At 70.2% G+C, this 21,926-nt stretch carries 16 protein-coding genes; 12 read left to right on the forward strand and 4 right to left on the reverse strand.

What is annotated here, in order from left to right; translation table 11 throughout:
- Window positions 1-414: 414 nt before the first annotated feature.
- The gene (locus AB0I54_RS40360; RefSeq protein WP_363301311.1) at window positions 415-1,413 is read right to left on the reverse strand and encodes an aldo/keto reductase; all 999 of its coding nucleotides are present in this window, start codon (window positions 1,411-1,413) and stop codon (window positions 415-417) included.
- Between the two features lie 76 nt (window positions 1,414-1,489).
- Here AB0I54_RS40360 and AB0I54_RS40365 point away from each other — a divergent pair, with 76 nt between their 5' ends.
- The 6 genes from AB0I54_RS40365 (at window position 1,490) to serA (ending at window position 11,519) form a co-directional block, all read left to right on the forward strand.
- A complete protein-coding gene (locus AB0I54_RS40365; RefSeq protein WP_363301312.1) occupies window positions 1,490-2,452 on the forward strand; it encodes a 2-hydroxyacid dehydrogenase in 963 nt (320 codons plus the stop codon).
- Window positions 2,453-2,854: 402 nt separating this feature from the next.
- Window positions 2,855-5,950, forward strand: a complete 3,096-nt coding sequence (locus AB0I54_RS40370; RefSeq protein ID WP_363301351.1) for an EAL domain-containing protein — start codon at window positions 2,855-2,857, stop codon at window positions 5,948-5,950.
- 243 nt (window positions 5,951-6,193) lie between these two features.
- Window positions 6,194-8,044 (forward strand): acetolactate synthase large subunit, encoded by a 1,851-nt coding sequence (locus tag AB0I54_RS40375; protein WP_363301313.1) that lies wholly within the window; start codon window positions 6,194-6,196, stop codon window positions 8,042-8,044.
- A gap of 20 nt (window positions 8,045-8,064) precedes the next feature.
- The gene (gene ilvN / locus AB0I54_RS40380; RefSeq protein ID WP_363301314.1) at window positions 8,065-8,589 is read left to right on the forward strand and encodes an acetolactate synthase small subunit; all 525 of its coding nucleotides are present in this window, start codon (window positions 8,065-8,067) and stop codon (window positions 8,587-8,589) included.
- 111 nt (window positions 8,590-8,700) lie between these two features.
- Window positions 8,701-9,699: a ketol-acid reductoisomerase gene (ilvC, locus tag AB0I54_RS40385; RefSeq protein WP_363301315.1), complete on the forward strand. Its 999-nt coding sequence runs from the start codon at window positions 8,701-8,703 to the stop codon at window positions 9,697-9,699.
- A 230-nt stretch (window positions 9,700-9,929) separates the two neighbouring features.
- Complete coding sequence (serA, locus tag AB0I54_RS40390; RefSeq protein ID WP_363301316.1) at window positions 9,930-11,519, forward strand: phosphoglycerate dehydrogenase; 1,590 nt, start codon at window positions 9,930-9,932, stop codon at window positions 11,517-11,519.
- A gap of 74 nt (window positions 11,520-11,593) precedes the next feature.
- Here serA and AB0I54_RS40395 read toward each other — a convergent pair whose 3' ends face one another.
- The gene (locus tag AB0I54_RS40395) at window positions 11,594-13,138 is read right to left on the reverse strand and encodes an MFS transporter (protein WP_363301317.1); all 1,545 of its coding nucleotides are present in this window, start codon (window positions 13,136-13,138) and stop codon (window positions 11,594-11,596) included.
- 97 nt (window positions 13,139-13,235) lie between these two features.
- On the opposite strand from AB0I54_RS40395, the gene AB0I54_RS40400 reads away from it, so the two are divergent.
- Complete coding sequence (locus AB0I54_RS40400; RefSeq protein WP_363301318.1) at window positions 13,236-13,820, forward strand: TetR/AcrR family transcriptional regulator; 585 nt, start codon at window positions 13,236-13,238, stop codon at window positions 13,818-13,820.
- A 10-nt stretch (window positions 13,821-13,830) separates the two neighbouring features.
- On the opposite strand, the gene AB0I54_RS40405 is transcribed toward AB0I54_RS40400, so the two are convergent.
- Window positions 13,831-15,027, reverse strand: coding sequence for a helix-turn-helix domain-containing protein (locus AB0I54_RS40405; RefSeq protein WP_363301319.1), 1,197 nt, complete (start codon window positions 15,025-15,027; stop codon window positions 13,831-13,833).
- A 171-nt stretch (window positions 15,028-15,198) separates the two neighbouring features.
- On the opposite strand from AB0I54_RS40405, the gene AB0I54_RS40410 reads away from it, so the two are divergent.
- From AB0I54_RS40410 to AB0I54_RS40425, 4 genes are all read left to right on the forward strand, one after another.
- Window positions 15,199-16,125: a proline dehydrogenase family protein gene (locus AB0I54_RS40410; RefSeq protein WP_363301320.1), complete on the forward strand. Its 927-nt coding sequence runs from the start codon at window positions 15,199-15,201 to the stop codon at window positions 16,123-16,125.
- 39 nt (window positions 16,126-16,164) lie between these two features.
- Window positions 16,165-17,796, forward strand: a complete 1,632-nt coding sequence (pruA, locus tag AB0I54_RS40415) for an L-glutamate gamma-semialdehyde dehydrogenase (RefSeq protein ID WP_363301321.1) — start codon at window positions 16,165-16,167, stop codon at window positions 17,794-17,796.
- A 98-nt stretch (window positions 17,797-17,894) separates the two neighbouring features.
- Window positions 17,895-18,434 (forward strand): GNAT family N-acetyltransferase, encoded by a 540-nt coding sequence (locus AB0I54_RS40420; protein WP_363301322.1) that lies wholly within the window; start codon window positions 17,895-17,897, stop codon window positions 18,432-18,434.
- 279 nt (window positions 18,435-18,713) lie between these two features.
- The gene (locus AB0I54_RS40425; protein WP_153545374.1) at window positions 18,714-18,845 is read left to right on the forward strand and encodes a hypothetical protein; all 132 of its coding nucleotides are present in this window, start codon (window positions 18,714-18,716) and stop codon (window positions 18,843-18,845) included.
- A 113-nt stretch (window positions 18,846-18,958) separates the two neighbouring features.
- Here AB0I54_RS40425 and AB0I54_RS40430 read toward each other — a convergent pair whose 3' ends face one another.
- Complete coding sequence (locus tag AB0I54_RS40430) at window positions 18,959-20,521, reverse strand: metallophosphoesterase family protein (RefSeq protein ID WP_363301323.1); 1,563 nt, start codon at window positions 20,519-20,521, stop codon at window positions 18,959-18,961.
- Window positions 20,522-20,665: 144 nt separating this feature from the next.
- Here AB0I54_RS40430 and AB0I54_RS40435 point away from each other — a divergent pair, with 144 nt between their 5' ends.
- The gene (locus tag AB0I54_RS40435; RefSeq protein ID WP_363301324.1) at window positions 20,666-21,709 is read left to right on the forward strand and encodes a 3-isopropylmalate dehydrogenase; all 1,044 of its coding nucleotides are present in this window, start codon (window positions 20,666-20,668) and stop codon (window positions 21,707-21,709) included.
- The last annotated feature ends 217 nt before the right edge of the window (window positions 21,710-21,926 follow it).

Below are 21,926 nucleotides of genomic sequence, written 5' to 3' on the forward strand. Positions count from 1 at the left end.
TCCCTGTGCGGGCGGCAGCCGGGACAATGCCGTCAGGTCTTCCGGGGTGAGCCGTACGTCGCACGCGTCGGCGTTCTTCGTGGCCCATCGGTAGTGCTCGGTGCAGGCGGGCCACCCGGTGCAGGCCCGGCGGCAGGCTCCCCACAGCTGGTTGTATCGTCCGGGTTCCCGATCCCCGGAATCGGAGCCCCGCCGGCCGCTTCAGTCCCACGATCCCTGTGCGGGTGGCAGCCGGGACAGTGCCGTCAGGTCCTGCGGGGTGAGCCGTACGTCGACCGCGTCGGCGTTCTTCGTGGCCCATCGGTAGTGCTCGGTGCAGGCGGGCCACCCGGTGCAGGCCCGGCGGCAGGCTCCCCACAGCTGGTCGTATCGTCCGGGTTCCCGATCCCCGGAATCGGAGCCCCGCCGGCCGCTTCAGTCCCACGATCCCTTTGCGGGTGGCAGCCGGGACAGTGCCGTCAGGTCTTCCGGGGTCAGGTGTACGTCGACCGCGTCGGCGTTCTCGGTGGCCCATCGGTAGTGCTTGGTGCCGGGGACCGGGACCACGTGCCGGCTCTGGGACAGCACCCAGGCCAGCGCCACCTGTGCGGGGGTGACCTCTTCCCCGTGCCGGCGGGCCACCCGGCGCAGGCCCGCGACGATCGGCTGGTTGGCGGCCATCATCTCGGCCGTGAAGCGGGGGTGGCGGGCCCGCAGGTCGTCGGGTTCGAACCCCTCGCCCGGAGTGAGCGTGCCGGTCAGGAACCCGTTGCCCAGCGGCATCGCCGCCAGGAAGCCGATGCCCCGCGCCTCGCACCACGGCAGCAGCGCGTCCAGGGCCTCCGGCGACCACACCGACAGCTCGGCCTGCACCGCGCTCACCGGAAAGACCTGCTGCACCCGCTTCAGCTGCCGGAGCGTCGCGTCGTGCAGCCGCGCCCCGGACCGGCGTCCGCCCCGCGCGCCCACCGCGCACAGCCCCAGCGCCCGTACCTTCCCGGCCCGCACCAGCTCCCCCATCGCGCCCCACGTCTCCTCGACGGGGACCTCCGGGTCGGCGCGGTGCAGTTGATAGAGGTCGATCACATCCGTCTGCAGCCTGCGCAGCGAGGCGTCGCAGGCCCGCTTCACATATCCGGGCCGCCCGTTGGCCACGATGTGCTGATCGCCCACCAGCAGGCCCACCTTCGTCGACACGAAGGCGTCGTCGCGCCGCTGCTTCAGCACCCGGCCCAGCAGCAGCTCATTGGTGAACGGCCCGTACATGTCGGCCGTGTCCAGCAGCGTCGAGCCCAGGTCCAGCGCCCGATGCACCGCCCTGAGCGACTCGTCCCCCCGCTGCCGCGACGAGCTGTACGCCCAGCTCATCGGCATGCATCCAAGTCCGACGGCCCCCACCGCGAGCGCCCCCGCGCCGATCGTCCTGCGCTCCACCTGCTCGTGAACCTCCCTCTACCGGCCCCCCAACCTAACCTCTGCCTGCCCGGGTGCCTGACATAGCCTCCTGACCATGACTTCAGACGTATGGCTTCCCATTCCGCCGCAGGACATCGAGGGGCTTCCCGGCGGGCTGAACTACCTGTTCTGGGACGGGGGCAAGGACGGGAATCAGGCGTTTCCCGGCGATCCCGCGGATTGTGTGGTGTACGTGGTGCCGTACATGAAGCGCCAGTCCGTCAAGGTGCGCCCCCTGGAGCCGATGCGGAACCTCCAGGTCGTCCAGACCCTCACGGCCGGCGTCGACGACGTCACCGCGCGGCTGTCGTCCATCGTGCCCGGCGTCCGGCTCTGCAATGCGCGCGGTGTGCACGAGGCGAGCACCGCCGAGCTCGCGCTCACCCTCACCCTCGCCGCCCTGCGTGGCATCCCGAAATTCGTCCTGGCGCAGCAACAGGGGCAGTGGCAGAGCGAGTTCCACCCCGCCCTGGCCGACAAGTCCGTCCTGATCGTCGGCTACGGCTCCATCGGCTCCGCCATCGAGGACCGGCTCGTGCCCTTCGAGGTCGCGCGGGTGGCGCGCGTCGCGCGCTCCGAGCGCACCACGGCGCGCGGCCCGGTGCACCCGCTCACCGAACTGCCCGCCCTGCTTCCGGAAGCGGACGTCGTCATCCTGTCCACGCCCCTGACGGAGTCCACGAAAGGCCTGGTCGACGCCGAGTTCCTGGCCCGGATGAAGGACGGGGCACTGCTCGTGAACGTCGCCCGCGGACCGGTCGTCGACACGAAGGCCCTGCTCACGGAGCTGGAGACCGGGCGGCTCAGCGCGGCCCTCGATGTCACCGACCCGGAGCCGCTGCCCCCGGGGCATCCCCTGTGGCAGGCGCCCGGCGTGCTGATCAGCCCGCACGTCGGCGGGCCCACCTCGGCCTTCCTGCCGCGCGCCAAGCGGCTGCTGGTGGACCAGTTGCACCGATTCGTGAACCGGGAGCCCCTGCGCAACGTGATCCTAACGACGGGCTCCACCGGCGCATGACGACGGGCGCAACAGGCGTGTAATCCGCTTCGGGTACCCTCCGCAATCTTCCGGACGCGGTGCGTGCGCTCATCGCCGCTGGTCGTCACGGAGCGTAGAGAAGCTATGTCCCTGAGTGACGATACTGGTGTATCGTCCCGACAGGGGCTGCGCCGCGCACCGTTCGGCGCCGGGGATGGACATTTCAGATATGTGAGGGGGGCGACGGGCGATGCACGGCCTATGGACGAACGATCCGACGCGGCGGAGCCGCCGGCGGCGACCCTGGCGCACGACCGCGCGCAGACGCGGCCACCACAGCAGCCATCACCACCACCGCAGGCCCAGCGGACGCAGGAGGCATGCGCACCCAACGCCCCGAGGCCCGAGGGACCCGGGAGCGACGCGGACCGGGAGCACCCGGTGAGCCCGCCGCCCGTTGTGCCGACCGCCCTCAACGGGACGCTGCGGGTGCAGCCTCCGTCGAGGACGCCACTGCCCCGGCCGCCGGCTCTCGGCGGCGGGTCCGGTCTGGTCCACCAACTCGGCCTGGCCCTGTTGAGCGCGGGATACGCCGTCGGTTCCGCGCTCGGCTGGGGTTCGAACGAAGTCGCGCTGATCATGGGTGACTTCGGACTGACCGCCGCGGCGGGCACCGCCGCCGTCTCGTGCTTCCTCTACGCGCGCACACCCCGGGTCCGCTTTCGACCCGCCTGGCTGCTGTTCGCCCTCTCCTCGGCGATGGCGGCTCTGGGCAACGCGATCTGGGGGTGGTACGAGGTCGTCCTGGACCAGCCCGTGCCCAGCCCCAGCTACGCCGATCTGTTCTTCCTGTGCTTCGCGCCGCCTGCCATCGTGGGGCTGCTGGTGCTGGCCAAGCGGCCGGTGACGAAGGCGGGATGGATCTGCCTGGCGCTCGACGCCTGGCTGATCGGCGGCTCGCTGCTCACCCTCTCCTGGAGCCTGGCGCTCGCCCAGGCGGCCAGGTTCGACGGGCCGAGCGTGGCGCACACCGCGCTGTCGCTGGCGTATCCGCTGCTCGACATCGCCCTGGTCAGCATGGTGCTCGCGCTGCACTTCCGGCGCTCGCCCGGCAACCGCACGGCGGTCAACACCGCCATCGGCGCGCTCGCCCTGACCGTGATGTGCGACGCCCTGTTCACCTCGCCGCTGCTGCACAGCAGCTACCACTCCGGCCAACTGCTCGACGCGGGCTGGTTCGCCGGTTCGCTGCTCCTCGCGTACGCGCCCTGGGCCGCACCCCGGCGCCAAGTCCGGCCGGATCCCGAGCGGCACGGCGGCGACGGGCACACGCGCGTGGTCCACGAGCACGTGCCCGGCCAGCGCGCGGCCGGCCACCCGCAGGCCGAGCACCGGCAGGCCGACCGTCCGCAGGCCGACCACCCGCAGACCAATCACCCCCAGGCCGACCACCCGCAGGTGCCCGGGCCCGCCCAGGGAGGTGATCACAGCCGGTATCCGGCCGGCCGGCCCCTCACCGGCTCGCTGGCCGCGCTCACCCCGTACCTGGCCGCGGCCGTGTGCACGCTGGGCATCCTGTACAACGTCCTCAACGGCCGCAGTCCCGACCACGTAGTGCTCATCACCGCCGGTGCCGTCGTGCTCGCGCTCGTCGTGCGCCAGGGCATCATGCTGCTCGACAACATCACGCTCACCCAGGAACTGGCCCAGAAGGAGAACCACTTCCGCTCCCTGGTCCAGGGCTCCAGCGACGTCATCATGATCGCCGCGCCCAACGGCATCCTCCGCTACGTCTCCCCGGCCGCCGCCGGGGTCTACGGCCGGCCCGCGGAGGACCTGGTGGGCACCGAACTGGCCAGTCTCATCCACCCGGAGGACCTGGGCTGCGTGGTGCACGAGGTGCGCCGGTTCCTCGCCGCCAGCCCCCTGGAGGAACCCACCACCCGCATCGAGTGCCGGTTCCAGTCCGGTGGTGGGGGAGGCTGGCTCAACGTCGAGTCCACGGTCAACCGCCACCACGGCGGCCTCATCTTCAACAGCCGGGACGTGACGGAGAGGGTGCGGCTGCAGGCGCAGCTCCAGCACAACGCCGAGCACGACCCGCTCACGGACCTGCCCAACCGCGCGCTGTTCACCCAGCGTGTGCAGCAGGCCGTGTCCGGCCGCCGCGCCTCCGACCGCGGCGCCCATCTGCGCGGCACCGCCGTCCTCTTCATCGACCTGGACGGATTCAAGGCCGTCAACGACACGATCGGGCACCAGGCCGGGGACGAGCTGCTCGTCCAGGCCGCCCGCAGACTCCACGACGCGGTGCGGCACGGGGACACCGCCTCCCGGCTGGGCGGCGACGAGTTCGCGGCCCTGATCGTCGGGGACGGCACCCGTGACCGCAGTGCCCGGGAGCGGCACATCCTGGAGCTCGCCGACCGCCTCAGGCTGACCCTCTCCCAGCCGTATCTCATTGACGGCAACGATGTCCGTGTCAACGCCTCCATCGGCGTCGCCTTCGCCGAGCCGGGCCTGGGCGCGGGCGAGTTGCTGCGCAACGCCGACCTCGCCATGTACCGCGCCAAGTCGGCCGGAAAGGGCCGGGTCGAGCTGTACAAGCCGCAGATGCAGCAGGACGTCGTACGGAAGGCGGAGCTGGCCACGCGCCTGCGTGCCGCGCTGCACGACGGCGAGTTCGCCCTGCTGCACCAGCCGGTGGTGTGCCTGGCCAACGGCCGGATCACAGCGGTCTCCGCGCAGGCGCGCTGGCGCTCCTCCCAGGGGGTGCTGTTCACCCCGGCCGAGTTCCTGCGGGTCGCCGAGGACAGCGACAAGACCTCCGAACTGGACCGCTGGATCCTGGAGGAGGCGGTGGAGCAGGCCGCCGAGCGCGCCGGGACGGGGCTCGCCGTGCCCGTGGGCGTCCGCATGTCCGCCCGGCGGCTGCTCGACCGGTCGATGCCGCTCGGTTCGGTGGAGGCCCTGCTCACGCGGTACGGGCTGCCCTCCGGCTCACTGGTGATCGAGCTGTCCGACACCGACCCCCGGGTCTCGCTGGACGAGCTGGAGCGGCGTCTGGGCGCCCTCAAGCGGCTGGGTGTCCGGATCGCGCTGGACGGCTTCGGCAGCGGCTACGCGGCGATCACCGCCCTGCGGCGGCTCCCCGTCGACGTGCTGAAACTCGACCGCAGTCTGGTCGAGGGCGTCGTCGAGTCCGCGCGGCTGCACAAGATCACCAATGGGCTGCTGCGCATCGCCGCCGACCTGGGCATGCAGTCCGTTGCCGAGGGCGTGGACCTGCCGGAGCAGGTGGTCGCGCTGCGCTCGATGGGCTGCACACACGGGCAGGGCATGGCGTTCGCCGGGCCGCTCGACGAGTACCGGCTGCGCAGGGCGCTCGGATCCGGCCAATATCCGGTTCCGCTCGGACCGGTCGAGCCGGCGTTCGCGGGCGGCGGCGCGGGGGTGTACACAAGTGGTGTGCCCGCTGTCTTCGGAGGCGGAAGTGCCCTTCGCTCACATAATGAGACTCCCGTCCCACCCACTTGACACGTGGTGCGCGTCGGGGGGAGGGTCAGTGCCATGCGCACCCGAATTCTCGTACTTGGACAGCGCGTCGGCTGAGCTGGGACGCACCGGAGGACGATCCGGAATCCCCAGCGACCACACCGGCGCGCTCCCCTCGCTTGCCTTTTGGCACGAGGGGTTTTTTGTTGCACCAGCACCATCCGTACGGACGTAGAAACCCGTACGAACTTCGCGAAAACCCTCAGCATCGAGAAGAGAATGCCGATGACCGAGCAGGCCCCCGGGGCCCACCATCCGCAGCCGCGGCCCCGTTCCGGAGGACAGCAGTCCGCGACCGTCGAGCACGTCACGGGTGCGCAGTCCCTCATCCGTTCGCTTGAGGAGGTCGGCGCTGACACGGTATTCGGCATTCCCGGTGGCGCGATCCTGCCGGCGTACGACCCGCTGATGGACTCCACCAGGGTCCGCCACGTCCTGGTCCGCCACGAGCAGGGCGCCGGCCATGCGGCCACGGGCTATGCGCAGGCCACCGGCAAGGTCGGCGTCTGCATGGCGACCTCTGGTCCGGGTGCGACGAACCTGGTCACGCCGATCGCCGACGCGCACATGGACTCGGTGCCGCTCGTGGCGATCACCGGCCAGGTCGCGTCCAAGGCGATCGGCACGGACGCCTTCCAGGAGGCGGACATCGTCGGCATCACGATGCCCGTCACCAAGCACAACTTCCTCGTCACCAAGGCCGAGGACATCCCGCGGGTGATCGCGCAGGCGTTCCACATCGCCTCCACCGGACGCCCCGGCCCGGTCCTGGTCGACATCGCCAAGGACGCCCTCCAGGCGAAGACCGTCTTCTCCTGGCCGCCCGCCATGGACCTGCCCGGCTACCGGCCCGTCACCAAGCCGCACGCCAAGCAGATCCGCGAGGCCGCCAAGCTGATCACCTCCGCCAAGCGGCCCGTCCTCTACGTCGGCGGCGGTGTCCTCAAGGCACACGCCACCGCCGAGCTCAAGGTTCTCGCCGAGCTCACCGGAGCGCCCGTCACCACCACCCTGATGGCGCTCGGCGCGTTCCCCGACAGCCACCCGCTGCACGTGGGAATGCCGGGCATGCACGGTTCGGTCACCGCCGTCACCGCGCTGCAGAAGGCCGACCTGATCGTCGCCCTCGGAGCCCGCTTCGACGACCGCGTCACCGGCAAGCTGGACAGCTTCGCCCCGTACGCCAAGATCGTCCACGCCGACATCGACCCCGCCGAGATCGGCAAGAACCGCGACGCCGACGTGCCCATCGTCGGTGACGCGCGCGAGGTCATCGCCGACCTGATCCAGGCCGTGCAGAAGGAACACAGCGAGGGCCACAAGGGCGACTACACCGCCTGGTGGAAGGACCTCAACCGCTGGCGCGACACCTACCCGCTCGGCTACGACCAGCCCGAGGACGGCTCGCTGTCCCCGCAGCAGGTCATCGAGCGGATCGGCCGGCTCGCCCCGGAGGGCACGATCTTCGCGGCGGGCGTCGGCCAGCACCAGATGTGGGCCGCGCACTTCATCCAGTACGAGAAGCCCGCCACCTGGCTGAACTCCGGCGGCGCCGGGACGATGGGCTACGCGGTCCCGGCCGCGATGGGCGCCAAGGCCGGCGTGCCGGACCGCGCGGTCTGGGCGATCGACGGCGACGGCTGCTTCCAGATGACCAATCAGGAACTCACCACCTGCGCCCTGAACAACATCCCGATCAAGGTCGCCATCATCAACAACGGCGCCCTCGGGATGGTCCGCCAGTGGCAGACCCTGTTCTACAACCAGCGGTACTCCAACACCGTCCTGCACAGTGGCCCGAACGACGTCAACCCGGACGCCAGGGGTACCCGCGTCCCCGACTTCGTGAAGCTGTCGGAGGCCATGGGCTGCTACGCGATCCGCTGTGAGAACCCGGAGGACCTGGACAAGGTCATCGAAGAGGCGAACTCCGTCAACGACCGCCCGGTCGTCGTGGACTTCATCGTCCACGAGGACGCGATGGTGTGGCCGATGGTCGCCGCCGGCACCTCCAACGACGAGATCATGGCCGCCCGGGACGTCCGCCCCGACTTCGGCGACAACGAAGACGACTGAGCGAGGAAGACCACAGAGAAATGTCCAAGCACACGCTCTCCGTCCTGGTGGAGAACACGCCGGGCATCCTGGCCCGGATCGCCGCCCTCTTCTCGCGTCGTGGCTTCAACATCGACTCGCTCGCGGTCGGTGTCACCGAGCACCCCGACATCTCCCGCATCACCATCGTGGTGAACGTCGAGGACCTGCCGCTGGAGCAGGTCACCAAGCAGCTCAACAAGCTCGTCAACGTGCTGAAGATCGTCGAGCTGGAGCCGGGGCAGGCCGTTCAGCGCGAACTCGTTCTGGTGAAGGTGCGTGCCGACAACGAGACGCGCTCCCAGATCGTCGAGATCGTCCAGCTGTTCCGCGCCAAGACGGTCGACGTCTCCCCGGAGGCCGTGACCGTCGAGGCCACCGGAAGCAACGACAAGCTGACCGCCATGCTCAAGATGCTGGAGCCGTACGGCATCAAGGAGCTGGTCCAGTCCGGCACGATCGCGATCGGCCGCGGCGCCCGCTCGATCACGGACCGTTCGCTGCGCGCTCTGGACCGATCCGCGTAAGGCTGAGTACGGGCGGTTTCGCGCCGCCCGTATGCCGAGACCCCGAAACTTCACTTCCGCCCGCCGTCATACGGTGGGAGCAACATCTGCACACCAAGGAGAGAACCCAAAGTGGCCGAGCTGTTCTACGACGCTGACGCCGACCTGTCCATCATCCAGGGCCGCAAGGTCGCGGTCATCGGCTACGGCAGCCAGGGCCACGCGCACGCCCTGTCGCTGCGCGACTCCGGTGTCGACGTCCGTGTCGGTCTGCACGAGGGCTCCAAGTCCAAGGCCAAGGCCGAGGAGCAGGGCCTGCGCGTGGCGAGCCCGGCCGAGGCCGCCGCCGAGGCCGACGTCATCATGATCCTCATCCCGGACCCGATCCAGGCCCAGGTCTACGAGGAGTCCATCGCCCCGAACCTGAAGGACGGCGACGCGCTGTTCTTCGCCCACGGCTTCAACATCCGCTTCGGCTTCATCAAGCCCCCGGCCGGCGTCGACGTCGCCCTGGTCGCCCCGAAGGGCCCGGGTCACCTGGTCCGCCGCCAGTACGAGGAGGGCCGCGGCGTTCCGGCGATCGCGGCCGTCGAGCAGGACGCCACGGGAGGCGCCTTCGACCTGGCGCTGTCGTACGCCAAGGCGATCGGCGGCACCCGCGCCGGCGTCATCAAGACGACCTTCACCGAGGAGACCGAGACCGACCTGTTCGGTGAGCAGGCCGTGCTGTGCGGTGGCACCTCCGCCCTGGTCAAGGCCGGCTTCGAGACCCTCGTCGAGGCGGGCTACCAGCCGGAGATCGCCTACTTCGAGTGCCTGCACGAGCTGAAGCTGATCGTCGACCTCATGTACGAGGGCGGCCTGGAGAAGATGCGCTGGTCCGTCTCCGAGACCGCCGAGTGGGGCGACTACGTCACCGGCCCGCGCATCATCACGGACGCCACCAAGGCCGAGATGAAGCAGGTCCTCGCCGAGATCCAGGACGGCACCTTCGCCCAGAACTGGATGGACGAGTACCACGGCGGTCTGAAGAAGTACAACGAGTACAAGACCCAGGACGCCGAGCACCTGCTGGAGACCACCGGCAAGCAGCTGCGCAAGCTGATGAGCTGGGTGAACGAGGAGGCGTAGGCCTCAGGGCCGGGGCCGGGGCGCAAAGCTCCGGCCCCGTTGTCCATCCCGTCCACCACGGACGGGTGATCCTTCCGCAGAGGCGCAAGATGACCTCCGCCGCGCAACTACACTGCTGCTCAACAAACGCGTCAGGCCCACAGCGTCGTGCGTCTTCCGCGGCTAGCCCCTCCTCCGCCTGCGGCCGTCGGGACGGCCGTCCGCATGCTTTGGACTTGTGAGGACCTCACGTGAGCTCGAAACCTGTCGTACTCATCGCTGAAGAGCTGTCGCCCGCGACCGTGGACGCACTCGGCCCCGACTTCGAGATCCGGCACTGCAACGGCGCGGACCGCGCCGAGCTGCTCCCGGCCATCGCCGAGGTGGACGCGATCCTGATCCGTTCCGCCACCAAGGTCGATGCCGAGGCGATCGCCGCGGCCAAGAAGCTGAAGGTCGTCGCGCGTGCCGGCGTCGGCCTGGACAACGTCGACGTCTCGTCCGCCACCAAGGCCGGCGTGATGGTCGTCAACGCCCCCACCTCCAACATCGTGACCGCCGCCGAGCTGGCCTGCGGTCTGATCGTCGCCACCGCCCGCAACATCCCGCAGGCCAACGCCGCGCTGAAGAACGGCGAGTGGAAGCGCAGCAAGTACACCGGCGTGGAGCTGGCCGAGAAGACGCTGGGCGTCGTGGGCCTGGGCCGCATCGGTGCCCTCGTCGCGCAGCGGATGTCCGCGTTCGGCATGAAGGTCGTCGCGTACGACCCCTACGTCCAGCCCGCGCGCGCGGCGCAGATGGGCGTGAAGGTCCTCTCGCTGGACGAACTCCTCGAAGTCGCCGACTTCATCACCGTGCACCTGCCGAAGACCCCCGAGACCCTCGGCCTCATCGGTGAGGACGCGCTGCGCAAGGTCAAGCCGAGCGTGCGCATCGTCAACGCGGCGCGCGGCGGGATCGTCGACGAGGAGGCGCTGTACTCGGCGCTCAAGGAGGGCCGCGTCGCGGGCGCCGGACTGGACGTCTACGCGAAGGAGCCGTGCACCGACTCCCCGCTGTTCCAGTTCGACCAGGTCGTCTGCACCCCGCACCTCGGCGCCTCCACCGACGAGGCCCAGGAGAAGGCGGGCATCGCCGTCGCCAAGTCCGTGCGCCTCGCCCTCGCCGGTGAGCTGGTGCCGGACGCGGTGAACGTGCAGGGCGGTGTCATCGCCGAGGACGTCAAGCCGGGTCTGCCGCTCGCCGAGCGTCTCGGCCGCATCTTCACCGCGCTCGCGGGCGAGGTCGCGGTCCGCCTCGACGTCGAGGTGTACGGCGAGATCACCCAGCACGACGTGAAGGTGCTGGAGCTGTCCGCGCTCAAGGGCGTCTTCGAGGACGTCGTCGACGAGACCGTGTCGTACGTCAACGCGCCGCTGTTCGCCCAGGAGCGCGGTGTCGAGGTCCGGCTGACCACCAGCTCCGAGGCGACGGACCACCGCAACGTGGTGACCGTGCGCGGCACGCTCGGCACCGGCGAGGAGGTGTCGGTCTCCGGCACCCTGGCCGGCCCCAAGCACCTCCAGAAGATCGTCGCGGTCGGCGACTACGACGTGGACCTCGCGCTCGCCGAGCACATGGTCGTCCTGCGCTACGAGGACCGTCCGGGTGTCGTCGGCACCGTCGGCCGCATCCTCGGCGAGGCGGGCATCAACATCGCCGGCATGCAGGTCGCCCGTGCGGTGGCCGGCGGCGAGGCGCTGGCGGTCCTGACGGTCGACGACACGGTTGCCTCCGGCGTACTGGGCGAGGTGGCCGACGAGATCGGGGCGACGTTCGCCCGTTCGGTGAACCTGGTCTGAGACACGTCACCTTGCGGCGAAGCGCCGGGTGGGCTGGTTGATCCAGCCCGCCCGGCGCTTCGCTGTGTGTCGGTTCATCCGGCGACCGGGTCCTGCACCGCCTCCGGCTGCCTCGGGCGGATCCGGCGCAGGGTCAGCGCCGCCCCGGCCGCCGCCCCCGCGAGGAGCACCGCCCCGGCGATCGCCGCGCCCTGCATCCCACTGACGAACGCCTCCCGGGCCGTCGTGACCAGGGCGTCGCCGGTGTGGCCCGGCAGCCGGGTGGCGGTCGCCAGCGCGCCGCCCAGGGTCTCGCGGGCCGCGGCCGGGGCCGAGTCCGGGATCTCGTGGCGGTAGAGAGCCGTGCCGATGGAGCCGAGGACCGCCATGCCGAGCGCGCCGCCGAACTCGGTGCCGGTCTCCAGGAGGGAGGAGGCCGTGCCCGCCCGCTCGACGGGGGCGGTGCCCATCGCGAGGTCGGTCAGCTGCGACATGACCACCACGACCCCGCAGGCCAGCACGCCGGCCGCGGTGAGCGTGAGCCACAGGGAGTCGGTGCCCACGAGGGCGAGCATCGCGTATCCGCCCGCCGTGATGGCGAAGCCGGCGGCGACGACGTACCCGCGGTCGGCGCCCTTCTGGACGATCTGGGTCGTCACCGGTGCGGCCATGCCGATGAACACCGACGGGAGCAGGCTCCACAGCGCTGCTTCGAGCGGGCTCTTGCCGAGGACCGACTGCAGGTACTGGGTGGTGAAGATGGCCGAGCCCATCATGCCGAACGCGGAGACGAGGGTCAGGACCACCGCCGGGGTGAATCCTTGGCCGCGGAACAGGGCCGGCGGGATCAGCGGGGAGGCCGCGGTGCGCTGCCGGCGGACGAACAGTGCGGTGAAGAGCAGACCGACGGCGATCGAGGCGCCGTAGCGCAGGTCCCAGCCCTCGGAAGGGATCTGCTTCAGGCCGTAGATCACGGGGAGCACGGCGGCCATCGACAGGGGGACGCTCTGCCAGTCGAAGCGACCGGGGTTCGGGTTCTTCGACTCGGGGAGCAGGAACGGGCCGAGGATCAGCAGCAGCGCCATCGCGGGCAGGTTGACCAGGAAGACCGAGCCCCACCAGAAGTGCTCGACGAGTACGCCGCTCATGACCGAGCCGAGCGCGATCCCGCCCGTCATCACGCCGGACCACAGGCCGATCGCCTTCGCACGCTGGCCGGGGTCGGTGAACATCGTGCGCAGCAGCCCCATGGTGGACGGCAGCAGGGTCGCGCCGCCGATGCCGAGGACCGCGCGGGCGGCGATCAGGGTCTCGGCGCTGTTCGCGTAGGCCGCGAGGAGCGAGGCGGCACTGAAGGCGGCGGCGCCCATGAGCAGGAGCCGGCGGCGGCCGATGCGGTCGCCGAGCGAGCCCATCGTCATCAGCAGGCCGGCCAGGACGAAGCCGTAGATGTCGAAGATCCACAGCTGCTGGGTGCCGGTCGGCCGCAGGTCCGCGCTGATGGCCGGGACCGCGAAGTAGAGGACCGAGACGTCCATCGAGACCAGCAGCAGCGGAAGCATCAGGACACCGAGCGCCGTCCATTCTCGGCGGCCGGCACGGGCGGTCGGGGTCGTGGTGGTGCTCGTCGTGTTCGTCATGACAGCGAATGTACAAGCGTCTTAAACGCTTGTCTAGAACGTTTGTATAGGTCATGCGTCTAGGACGCTTGTATGGATCGGCGGTAGGCTGGTCCGCATGGGACACCGTGAGGATCTGCTCGAAGGCGCCAAGCGCTGCCTGCTGGAGAAGGGGTTCGCGCGCACCACGGCGCGCGACATCGTCAAGGAGTCGGGGACGAACCTCGCCTCGATCGGCTATCACTACGGCTCGAAGGACGCGTTGCTGGCGCAGGCCTATGTCGCACTGGTGGAGAGCATGTCCGGCGCCTTCGACGGAGGAGGCGCCGTCGAGCCGGAGGGCGCGCCCGGGTCCCTGGAACGTTTCCGGTGGGTGTGGTCGAACATCACCGCCACGATGCGTGAGCCCGGTTCGATGTGGCGCCTCAGCATGGAGATCGTGGTCATGGGCGACCAACTGCCCGAGGTCCGCGACCATCTGGCGCTCGCCCAGCGGGAGGCCGGCCGAGGTCTCATCCCGCTGCTCATGGGCGGCCGGGAAGAGGACGTCCCGGACGAGACCGCGGACACCCTCGGCAGGTTCTACGTGACCCTGATGACGGGCCTGATCGCCCAGTGGACCTTCGACCCCAAGACCGCCCCCGACGGGGAGGTGCTGACGGAGGGCCTGCGCCAGATCATCGAGGCCGCCACCCGGACCTGACGACAGGGCACTAGAGCCGGGCCCTCTTCAGAGCCATGTGCAGGAGCAGGCGGTCCTCGCCGTCGTCCAGGGTCAGGCCCGTCAGCTGTTCCACCCGGGAGAGGCGGTAGTACAGGGTCTGGCGGTGGATGCCCAGCTCGGCGGCCGCGCGGCTGGCCTGGCCCGCGCAGTCGAGGTAGATCTCGGCCGTGCGGGCCAGCTCCTGATGGGCGGGGGAGAGGAGCTGGTCCAGTACCGGGTCGTGGGCGGCTTCCGGCGGGAGCGCGGTCAGCAAGCGGTACGGGCCGATGCGTCCCCACTCGGCGACCGGCCCCAGGTGTGGCTCGGCCAGCGCGGCGCGCGCGGCGGCTGTCGCCTCCTGCCATGCCGTGCCCAGGTCCAGCAGGCCGACTCGGGGCTCACCGATTCCGGCGGCGCGGACTGTTCGGCCCTTTTCCACTTCCTTCAGCAGTCGGGCAGCCGCCGCGAGTGCCGGTGTCGTCACGTCCGTCGCGCGGAGCCGAATCAGGACCGCCAGGCTCTGGTCCGTCGCCCCCCACGGCACCGTGCACAGCGTCGTGGCGTGCGGGACCGTACGGACGGAGGGCGCCTGCTCGGGGTCGGCCGAGGGCCAGGGAGCGACACAGACCACCGTGTGCGGGCCGTCCGCCCGAGCCCCCAGAGCCGTGCGCAGCTCGGCCACCGCCATGTCCCGCTGCCAGCCGGGCTCGGCCGTCAGCACCGCCCGCAGCTCCCGGGTGAGGTCGGCCCCGGCCTGCGCCTCGTCCGCGAGCAGCGCGCCGATACGGGCCGTGACCGCCATCGCCGCCGTCAGCTGCCGCTCGCTCGGGCCCGGATCGTCGTCCAGGAGCCAGACGTAACCGAGGACGACACCCCGATGGCGTACCGGAAGGCAGATTCGTCCCCGGTACACCCCCGCCTCCGGGGTGGGCGGGATGCGGACGGGTCCCGTCGCCCGGGTGATGCCGAAGCCCTCGAACCACGTCCGGACCGCCGCCGTGGAGCGCCGGGTCAGGATCGAGCGGGTGCGGACCGGGTCCAGGGCCGAGGGGTCGAGCTCGCCCTCGCTGTCGTAGGCACCGAAGGCGATCAGCTCGAAGTCGCGGTTCTCCAGCGTCGCGGGCGCGTCCAGGAGCTCCGAGATCTCGTCGACCAGCTCCTGGTAGTCACCCTTGTAATCGGCCGTCACGCGGGCATTCTCCCGCATTTCCGTACCGCCTTCATACAACTGTCTGAGATCCGGGGAACGGATGCGTGACAGCTGTCGATGGCAGACGATCGGAGAGATCCTTAGGTTTCACGGTGGTTCTCCGTGCCGTACCCAAAAAATCATCTGCTTCGGGTCGGCATTCCGTAGGTCTTGTTGTGGAGGTGCCCCGTGCTGGGTCCCGTGATTCTCGCCGCGTCGCGCAGCGACCGGATGCGTCGTCTGATCTCGGCGGCCCCGGTGACCAAGCAGGTCGTCGACCGCTTCATCCCCGGCGAGACCGTCGACGAGATCGTCCCGATCATCCAGGACCTCACCACCAGGGGCCTGGAACTGACCATGGACGTCGTCGGCGAGGACATCACCACCCCCGGGCAGGCCACCGCCGCCCGGGATGCGTACCTGCAGCTCATCGAGCGCCTCAAGGACCTTCAGCTCGGCCCGAAGGTCGAGATGTCGGTCAAGCTCTCGATGTTCGGCCAGGCGCTGGAGGGCGGCCACGAGCTCGCCCTGGAGAACGTCCGCCCGGTCGTCGAGGCCGCCGCCGCGATCGGCACCACGGTCACCCTCGACGCCGAGGACCACACCACCCTCGACTCGATGTTCGCCATCCACGAGGAGCTGCGGAAGGACCACCCGCAGACCGGCTGCGTCATCCAGGCCTACCTCTTCCGCACCGAGGCCGACGCCCGCCGCCTCGCCGCGGCCGGCAGCCGGGTACGGCTCGTGAAGGGCGCGTACAAGGAGCCCGCCGAGGTCGCGTACCAGCAGAAGCACGAGATCGACAAGGCGTACGTCCGCATCCTGAAGACTCTGATGGAGGGCGAGGGGTACCCGATGATCGGCTCCCACGACCCCCGGCTGATCTCCATCGCGCAGGAGCTCGCCCACCAGGCCGGGCGCAAGATGGACGAGTACGAGTTCCAGATGCTCTACGGCATCCGCAGCGACGAGCACCTGCGCCTGGCCGCCGAGGGCCACCGCATGCGCGTCTACACCGCCTACGGAACCGACTGGTACGGCTACTTCATGCGCCGCCTCGCGGAGAAGCCGGCCAACCTCCGGTTCTTCCTCCGCTCGATGGTCAGCAAGGGCTGAACCCGAACACCCGCTCAAGATCAAGGAGTTACGGATCTCATGGACGCTGTGACCCAGGTCCCCACCCCCGTCAACGAGCCGGTGCACGGCTACGCCCCCGGCTCGCCCGAGCGTGCCCGGCTGGAGGCCAAGCTCAAGGAGCTGGCCGAGAACCCGATCGAGCTGCCGATGACCATCGGCGGGGAGAAGCGGATGGGCGGCGGCGAGGCCTTCCAGGTCGTCCAGCCGCACAACCACAAGGCCGTCATCGGCACGCTCCGCAACGCCACCCAGCAGGACGCGCAGGACGCCATCGACGCCGCCCTCGCGGCCGCGCCTGCCTGGCGCGCGATGTCCTTCGACGACCGCGCGGCGATCATCCTGCGCGCCGCCGAGCTGCTGGCCGGCCCCTGGCGCGAGACCATCGCCGCCTCCACCATGCTCGGCCAGTCCAAGACCGCCCAGCAGGCCGAGATCGACAGCCCCTGTGAGCTGATCGACTTCTGGCGCTTCAACGTCCACTACGCCCGCCAGATCCTGGCCGAGCAGCCCCCGGCCAACTCCCCGGGCGTCTGGAACCGTCTGGACCACCGCCCGCTGGAGGGCTTCGTCTACGCGATCACGCCGTTCAACTTCAGCGCGATCGCAGGCAACCTGCCCACCGCGCCCGCTCTGATGGGCAACGTGGTGGTCTGGAAGCCGTCCCCGACGCAGACCCACGCCGCCGTGCTGCTCATGCAGCTGCTGGAGGAGGCCGGTCTGCCCAAGGGCGTCATCAACCTCGTCACCGGTGACGGCATCGAGGTCTCCAAGGTCGCCCTGGAACACCGTGACCTCGCGGGCATCCACTTCACCGGCTCGACCAGGACCTTCCAGTACCTGTGGAAGACGGTCGGCAACAACATCGAGAAGTACCGCTCCTACCCACGTCTGGTCGGCGAGACCGGCGGCAAGGACTTCCTGGTCGCCCACCCGAGCGCCGACCGCGCCGTCCTGAAGACCGCCCTGACCCGCGGTGCCTTCGAGTACCAGGGCCAGAAGTGCTCGGCCACCTCCCGCGCCTACATCCCGGCCTCCATCTGGAACTCGGGCTTCAAGGAGGAGTTCGCGGCCGAGGTCGACTACCTGACCATGGGTGACGTCACCGACCTGTCGAACTTCATCGGCGCCGTGATCGACGACCGTGCCTTCGCCAAGAACAAGGCCGCGATCGACCGCGCCAAGGAGGACCCGACCTGCACGATCGTCGCGGGCGGCTCCTACGACGACTCGGTCGGCTACTTCGTCCGCCCGACCGTCGTCGAGTGCACCGACCCGGCCAACGAGGTGTTCCGCACCGAGTACTTCGGCCCGTTCCTCGGCGTCTACGTCTACGAGGACGACCAGTACGACGAGATGCTGACCCAGATGGAGTCGGTGTCCGACTACGCCCTGACCGGCTCGGTCATCTCCAACGACCGTGCGGCGGCCGCGTACACGATGGAGAAGCTCCGCTACGCGGCGGGCAACTTCTACATCAACGACAAGTCGACCGGCGCCGTCGTCGGCCAGCAGCCCTTCGGCGGCGGCCGCTCCTCCGGCACCAACGACAAGGCCGGCGCCCCGCAGAACCTGCTGCGCTGGACCCTGACCCGCGCCATCAAGGAGACGCTGGTCGCGCCGACCGACTACTCCTACCCGCACATGGGCTGACCAGCCCTCCCGAACACGGGCCGGGAAGCCTGACCCCCCCGAGCAGGCTCCCCGGCCCGTCTCCAATTCCCGGCACGTACGACGGGGATACTCGATCCATGACCCCCCGTCTGCGCACCGCCCACACGGCCGAGCTCACCCCCGCCGAACTCCGTGCCGTTCGTGCCCTCCTCGACGACGCCTTCGGCGGTGAGTTCGGGGACGAGGACTTCGAGCACGGGCTCGGCGGTGTGCACGCCCTGGTGCACGACGGCTCCGGGCTCGTCGCCCACGGTTCGGTGGTGATGCGTCGTGCCCGGCATCGCGGGCGCTGGCTGCGGGTCGGGTACGTCGAGGCCGTCGGGGTGCGGCCCGAGGTGCGCCGAACCGGGCTGGGCGGGCGGGTGATGGAGGCGCTGGAGCGGTTCGTCGACCGGGCCTACGACCTCGGCGCGCTGTCCGCGAGCGACGACGGCGCCCGGCTCTACGCGGCCCGTGGCTGGCGGCCCTGGACCGGCCGTGTCTGCGCGCTCTCCCCGGACGGCATCGTCCATCTGCCGGAGGAGGAAGGGAGCGTCCATCTGCGCCCCGCGCTCGCCGGTCCGCTCGACCCCGGCCAGGAACTGGTCTTCGACTGGCGTGACGGGGACGTGCTCTGACAGGAGTAGCGGGTCCTGCCTTCCACACGGGGTGAAAGCCCAGCTCACGGCGGTGTGACGCAATCCGCCGTCTCAGATAGTAGGAAGTCCGAGTAATTGTGGAGACAGAAGCGCGTCCCTCGCTTAGTTTTGTAGAAGCCGAACGTCTCGCTCGACCAAGCGAATGGCGGTCGTGAGCCGGGCCCCGTGCAGGCAACCCCTGCGGCACCGCTCCCCGCCCCTTCCGGCGTCTCGTATCCCCCTGCCGAACTCCACGTTCGTCGAAGGAGTCGATTTCCCATGGCCGAGACGACCGTCCGCCGCCGAGTCCGCCACGTGACCCGCACGAGCGAGTCCGACCGCAAGAACGCCGCCGCCGCGCTCCAGCGCGCCCTCGACCGCCGTGACAACGGCGGCGAGACCGGCCACTGAGCCGCACGGAGCCGCACACCTCACGTGTTACACGTGCCACTCGCCCGCTCGGGTGGCTCGTGCCACACCCCACAGCCGGGAGCCGCACCCGATCGGGGTGTGGCGTGGTGGTCTCATCCGCCGCGCCGCACCTCGAAGTGGTCGATCCGCTTCCCGTTCTGCGCCAGCGCCGACACCTTCAGCCTCGGGGTCGTACCCGCCTCCGCCTCCACCGAGAGGAAGGAGAAGCCGGTGTACCGCGCCCTCGACCACTCCACCGACTCCGCGCTGGGACCGTGGGACTTGGTCCAGTGGAAGGTCTTCACCGCGTCGTGCCGGGTGACGTGCCCCTCGTAGCTGTCCTTGACCCCCGAGGGGAACGAGTAGAGGTTCCGCCCGCCGCCGCCCGCGGTCACGTACACGATCCCGTCGCGCGTGGGATCCGTCGACGCGCCGATCGGCACGGTCCGGCCGACCTCGCCCTTCCTGATCGCGTCCGTCCGCTCGTACACATGGTTGTGCCCGTTGATCACCAGGTCCACCTGGTGCTTGGCGAACAGCGGCAGCCACTCCGCGCGGACGCCGCCGTCGGAGGCGTGCTGGGAGGTCGAGTACGCGCAGTGGTGGAAGAAGACGACCACGAAGTCGACCCCCTTCGCCGCCCGCAGCTCACCGAGCTTCCGGTCCAGCCACCGCGTCTGCCGGCCCTGGGTGAACCCGAGGTTGGCGGGGATCTCGTACGACACGTCGTTGGCGTCCAGCGCCACGAAGCCGACGTTGCCGTAGGTGAACGCGTACACGCCCGGCGCGTGGTGCGGGTCGAAGCCGCTGTCCGGCAGGGAGAAGCGGGACACCTGGCCGCCGTAGCCCTCCGGTGAGTACCAGGCCTCCATGTCGTGGTTGCCGGTGGTCACCATCCACGGCACCGACCTCGCCACCGACTCGGTCTGCTTCAGGAACAGGTCCCAGAACCGCGGGTCGTACCCGTCCGACTTCTTGCCCGCGCCGTTGACGTCCGCGTAGCAGATGTCACCCGCGTGCAGATGGAACGCCGGCTTCTGGCGCAGCAGCAGATCGTCGTTGGCGCTCGCGCCCGTGCCCACGCCCTGGTCGCCGAAGGCGGTGAAGACGAACCGCTCCGGGCTCGCGGGGGCCGTGCGGAAGGAGGCGATCGTCGAGCGGTGGGCGGGGGAGACCGGGTCCCAGCCGTCGTGGCCGACGCCGTAGTAGTACGTGGTGCCGGGCTTCAGACCGTCCAGGGCCGCGTGCACGTAGTACTGGTCGACCGCCGAGCGCACCCCCTGCACGCCCGGCGTGTGCAGGGCGCGTACCTCGGCCTCGATGCGGCGGCCCAGGTCGTCGGGGCGCAACCCGACCCGTACGAACGGCTTCCTGACCGCGAACGGCACCTGCCAGGAGATCCGCATCCGGGTCTTCGGGTCCGAACCGAAGGCGAGATGGCGGCCGAACGGACGGATCGCGGAACCGCGGACCCGGGAGGTCGCCGTGGCCGGCGCCGCGCTCGCCGTCGCGCTGCCGGACCCCGTCGAGCAGCCGGCCAGCAGCCCGCCCGCCACCGCGCCCGCCGTCACCAGCGTGCGGCGCCGGGTGAGCCGGGTGTGCACGTACTCGTACTGCTCGGCCATGCTCATCCGGCAGGCCAGCTGCGGCGGAATGCCGACGTCGGGGGTTTCCATGCAGGTGAACTTCCCAGCGAACGCCAACGCCCGCTGCACGTACGGGTGAACGCCAGCCAACGGGATGACGCCGTCCCCCTTTCGGAGTGTCCGGATGGCGGACAGCCCATGTCATCCCATGGGACGAGGAGTAGGGTGCCGGGCATGTCTCGCAGCATCAATCTCGCAGTGATCCCCGGTGACGGCATCGGCCAGGAAGTCGTGGCCGAAGGCCTCAAGGTCCTCTCCGCCGTCCTTCCGCAGGATGTGAAGCTGGAGACCAAGGAGTACGACTTCGGCGCCAGGCGCTACCACGCCACCGGTGAGACCCTCACCGACGCCGACCTCGACGCGCTGAAGCAGCACGACGCCATCCTGCTCGGCGCCATCGGCGACCCGTCGGTCCCGTCCGGCGTGCTGGAGCGCGGCTTCCTGCTCAAGCTCCGCTTCGCCTTCGACCACCACGTCAACCTGCGTCCGTCGAAGCTCCTCCCCGGCGTCGCCACCCCGCTGGCCGGCCAGCCGGAGATCGACTTCGTCGTCGTCCGCGAGGGCACCGAGGGCCCCTACACGGGCAATGGCGGCACCATCCGCAAGGGCACGCCGCACGAGGTCGCCACCGAGGTCTCCGTGAACACGGCCTTCGGTGTCGAGCGCGTGGTCCGCGACGCCTTCGCCCGTGCCCAGGCCCGCCCGCGCAAGAAGCTCACGCTGGTCCACAAGAACAACGTGCTGACCTTCGCCGGGCACCTGTGGACGAACATCTTCAACGCGGTGGCCGCGGAGTACCCCGAGGTCACCACCGAGTACATCCACGTCGACGCCGCGACGATCTACCTCGTCACCCAGCCCGAGCGGTTCGACGTCATCGTCACCGACAACCTCTTCGGCGACATCATCACCGACCTCGCCGCGGCCGTCTCCGGCGGTATCGGCGTCGCCGCCTCCGGCAACATCAACCCGGGCGGCGAGTTCCCGTCCATGTTCGAGCCGGTGCACGGCTCGGCCCCGGACATCGCCGGCCAGGGCAAGGCCGACCCCTCCGCCACGGTCCTGTCCGTCGCCCTCCTGCTGCGCCACCTCGGCTACGAGACGGAGGCCGCCCGCATCGAGGACGCCGTCTCCGCCGACCTCGCGGAGCGCGGCCGGCTGTCCGCCCGCAGCACGTCCGAGATCGGCGACGCCCTCTCCGTACGAGTAGCCGGCTGACCCGCGCCACTCGAAACCATTCGAAGCCGCCGGGTCACTCCAGCACCCGGCGGCTTCCCCATGTCCCCGCCGGGTGCCACCATCGACCCCTGGGCCGCATTCACCCCGATTCCTTCCGCCGTCGCCCCCGGGCGATAATCGAACACGGAGCCGCGGTATGAGGGAATGCTCGGACGTCCTAACACTGGCCACCGGCCGTGCGGGCGTGAGCGCGGCC

The organism is Streptomyces sp. NPDC050625 (genome assembly GCF_040654755.1).
Lineage (GTDB): Bacteria > Actinomycetota > Actinomycetes > Streptomycetales > Streptomycetaceae > Streptomyces.

Excerpts from the sequence above, each read along its gene's own strand:
- AB0I54_RS40400 (WP_363301318.1), top strand. The coding sequence starts at position 13,236 with ATGGGACACCGTGAGGATCTGCTCGAAGGCGCCAAGCGCTGCCTGCTG.
- AB0I54_RS40395 (WP_363301317.1), bottom strand. The coding sequence starts at position 13,138 with ATGACGAACACGACGAGCACCACCACGACCCCGACCGCCCGTGCCGGC.
- AB0I54_RS40405 (WP_363301319.1), bottom strand. The coding sequence starts at position 15,027 with ATGCGGGAGAATGCCCGCGTGACGGCCGATTACAAGGGTGACTACCAG.
- AB0I54_RS40435 (WP_363301324.1), top strand. The coding sequence starts at position 20,666 with ATGTCTCGCAGCATCAATCTCGCAGTGATCCCCGGTGACGGCATCGGC.
- AB0I54_RS40425 (WP_153545374.1), top strand. The coding sequence starts at position 18,714 with ATGGCCGAGACGACCGTCCGCCGCCGAGTCCGCCACGTGACCCGCACG.
- AB0I54_RS40375 (WP_363301313.1), top strand. The coding sequence starts at position 6,194 with ATGACCGAGCAGGCCCCCGGGGCCCACCATCCGCAGCCGCGGCCCCGT.
- pruA (WP_363301321.1), top strand. The coding sequence starts at position 16,165 with ATGGACGCTGTGACCCAGGTCCCCACCCCCGTCAACGAGCCGGTGCAC.
- AB0I54_RS40430 (WP_363301323.1), bottom strand. The coding sequence starts at position 20,521 with ATGGAAACCCCCGACGTCGGCATTCCGCCGCAGCTGGCCTGCCGGATG.
- AB0I54_RS40365 (WP_363301312.1), top strand. The coding sequence starts at position 1,490 with ATGACTTCAGACGTATGGCTTCCCATTCCGCCGCAGGACATCGAGGGG.
- ilvN (WP_363301314.1), top strand. The coding sequence starts at position 8,065 with ATGTCCAAGCACACGCTCTCCGTCCTGGTGGAGAACACGCCGGGCATC.
- AB0I54_RS40420 (WP_363301322.1), top strand. The coding sequence starts at position 17,895 with ATGACCCCCCGTCTGCGCACCGCCCACACGGCCGAGCTCACCCCCGCC.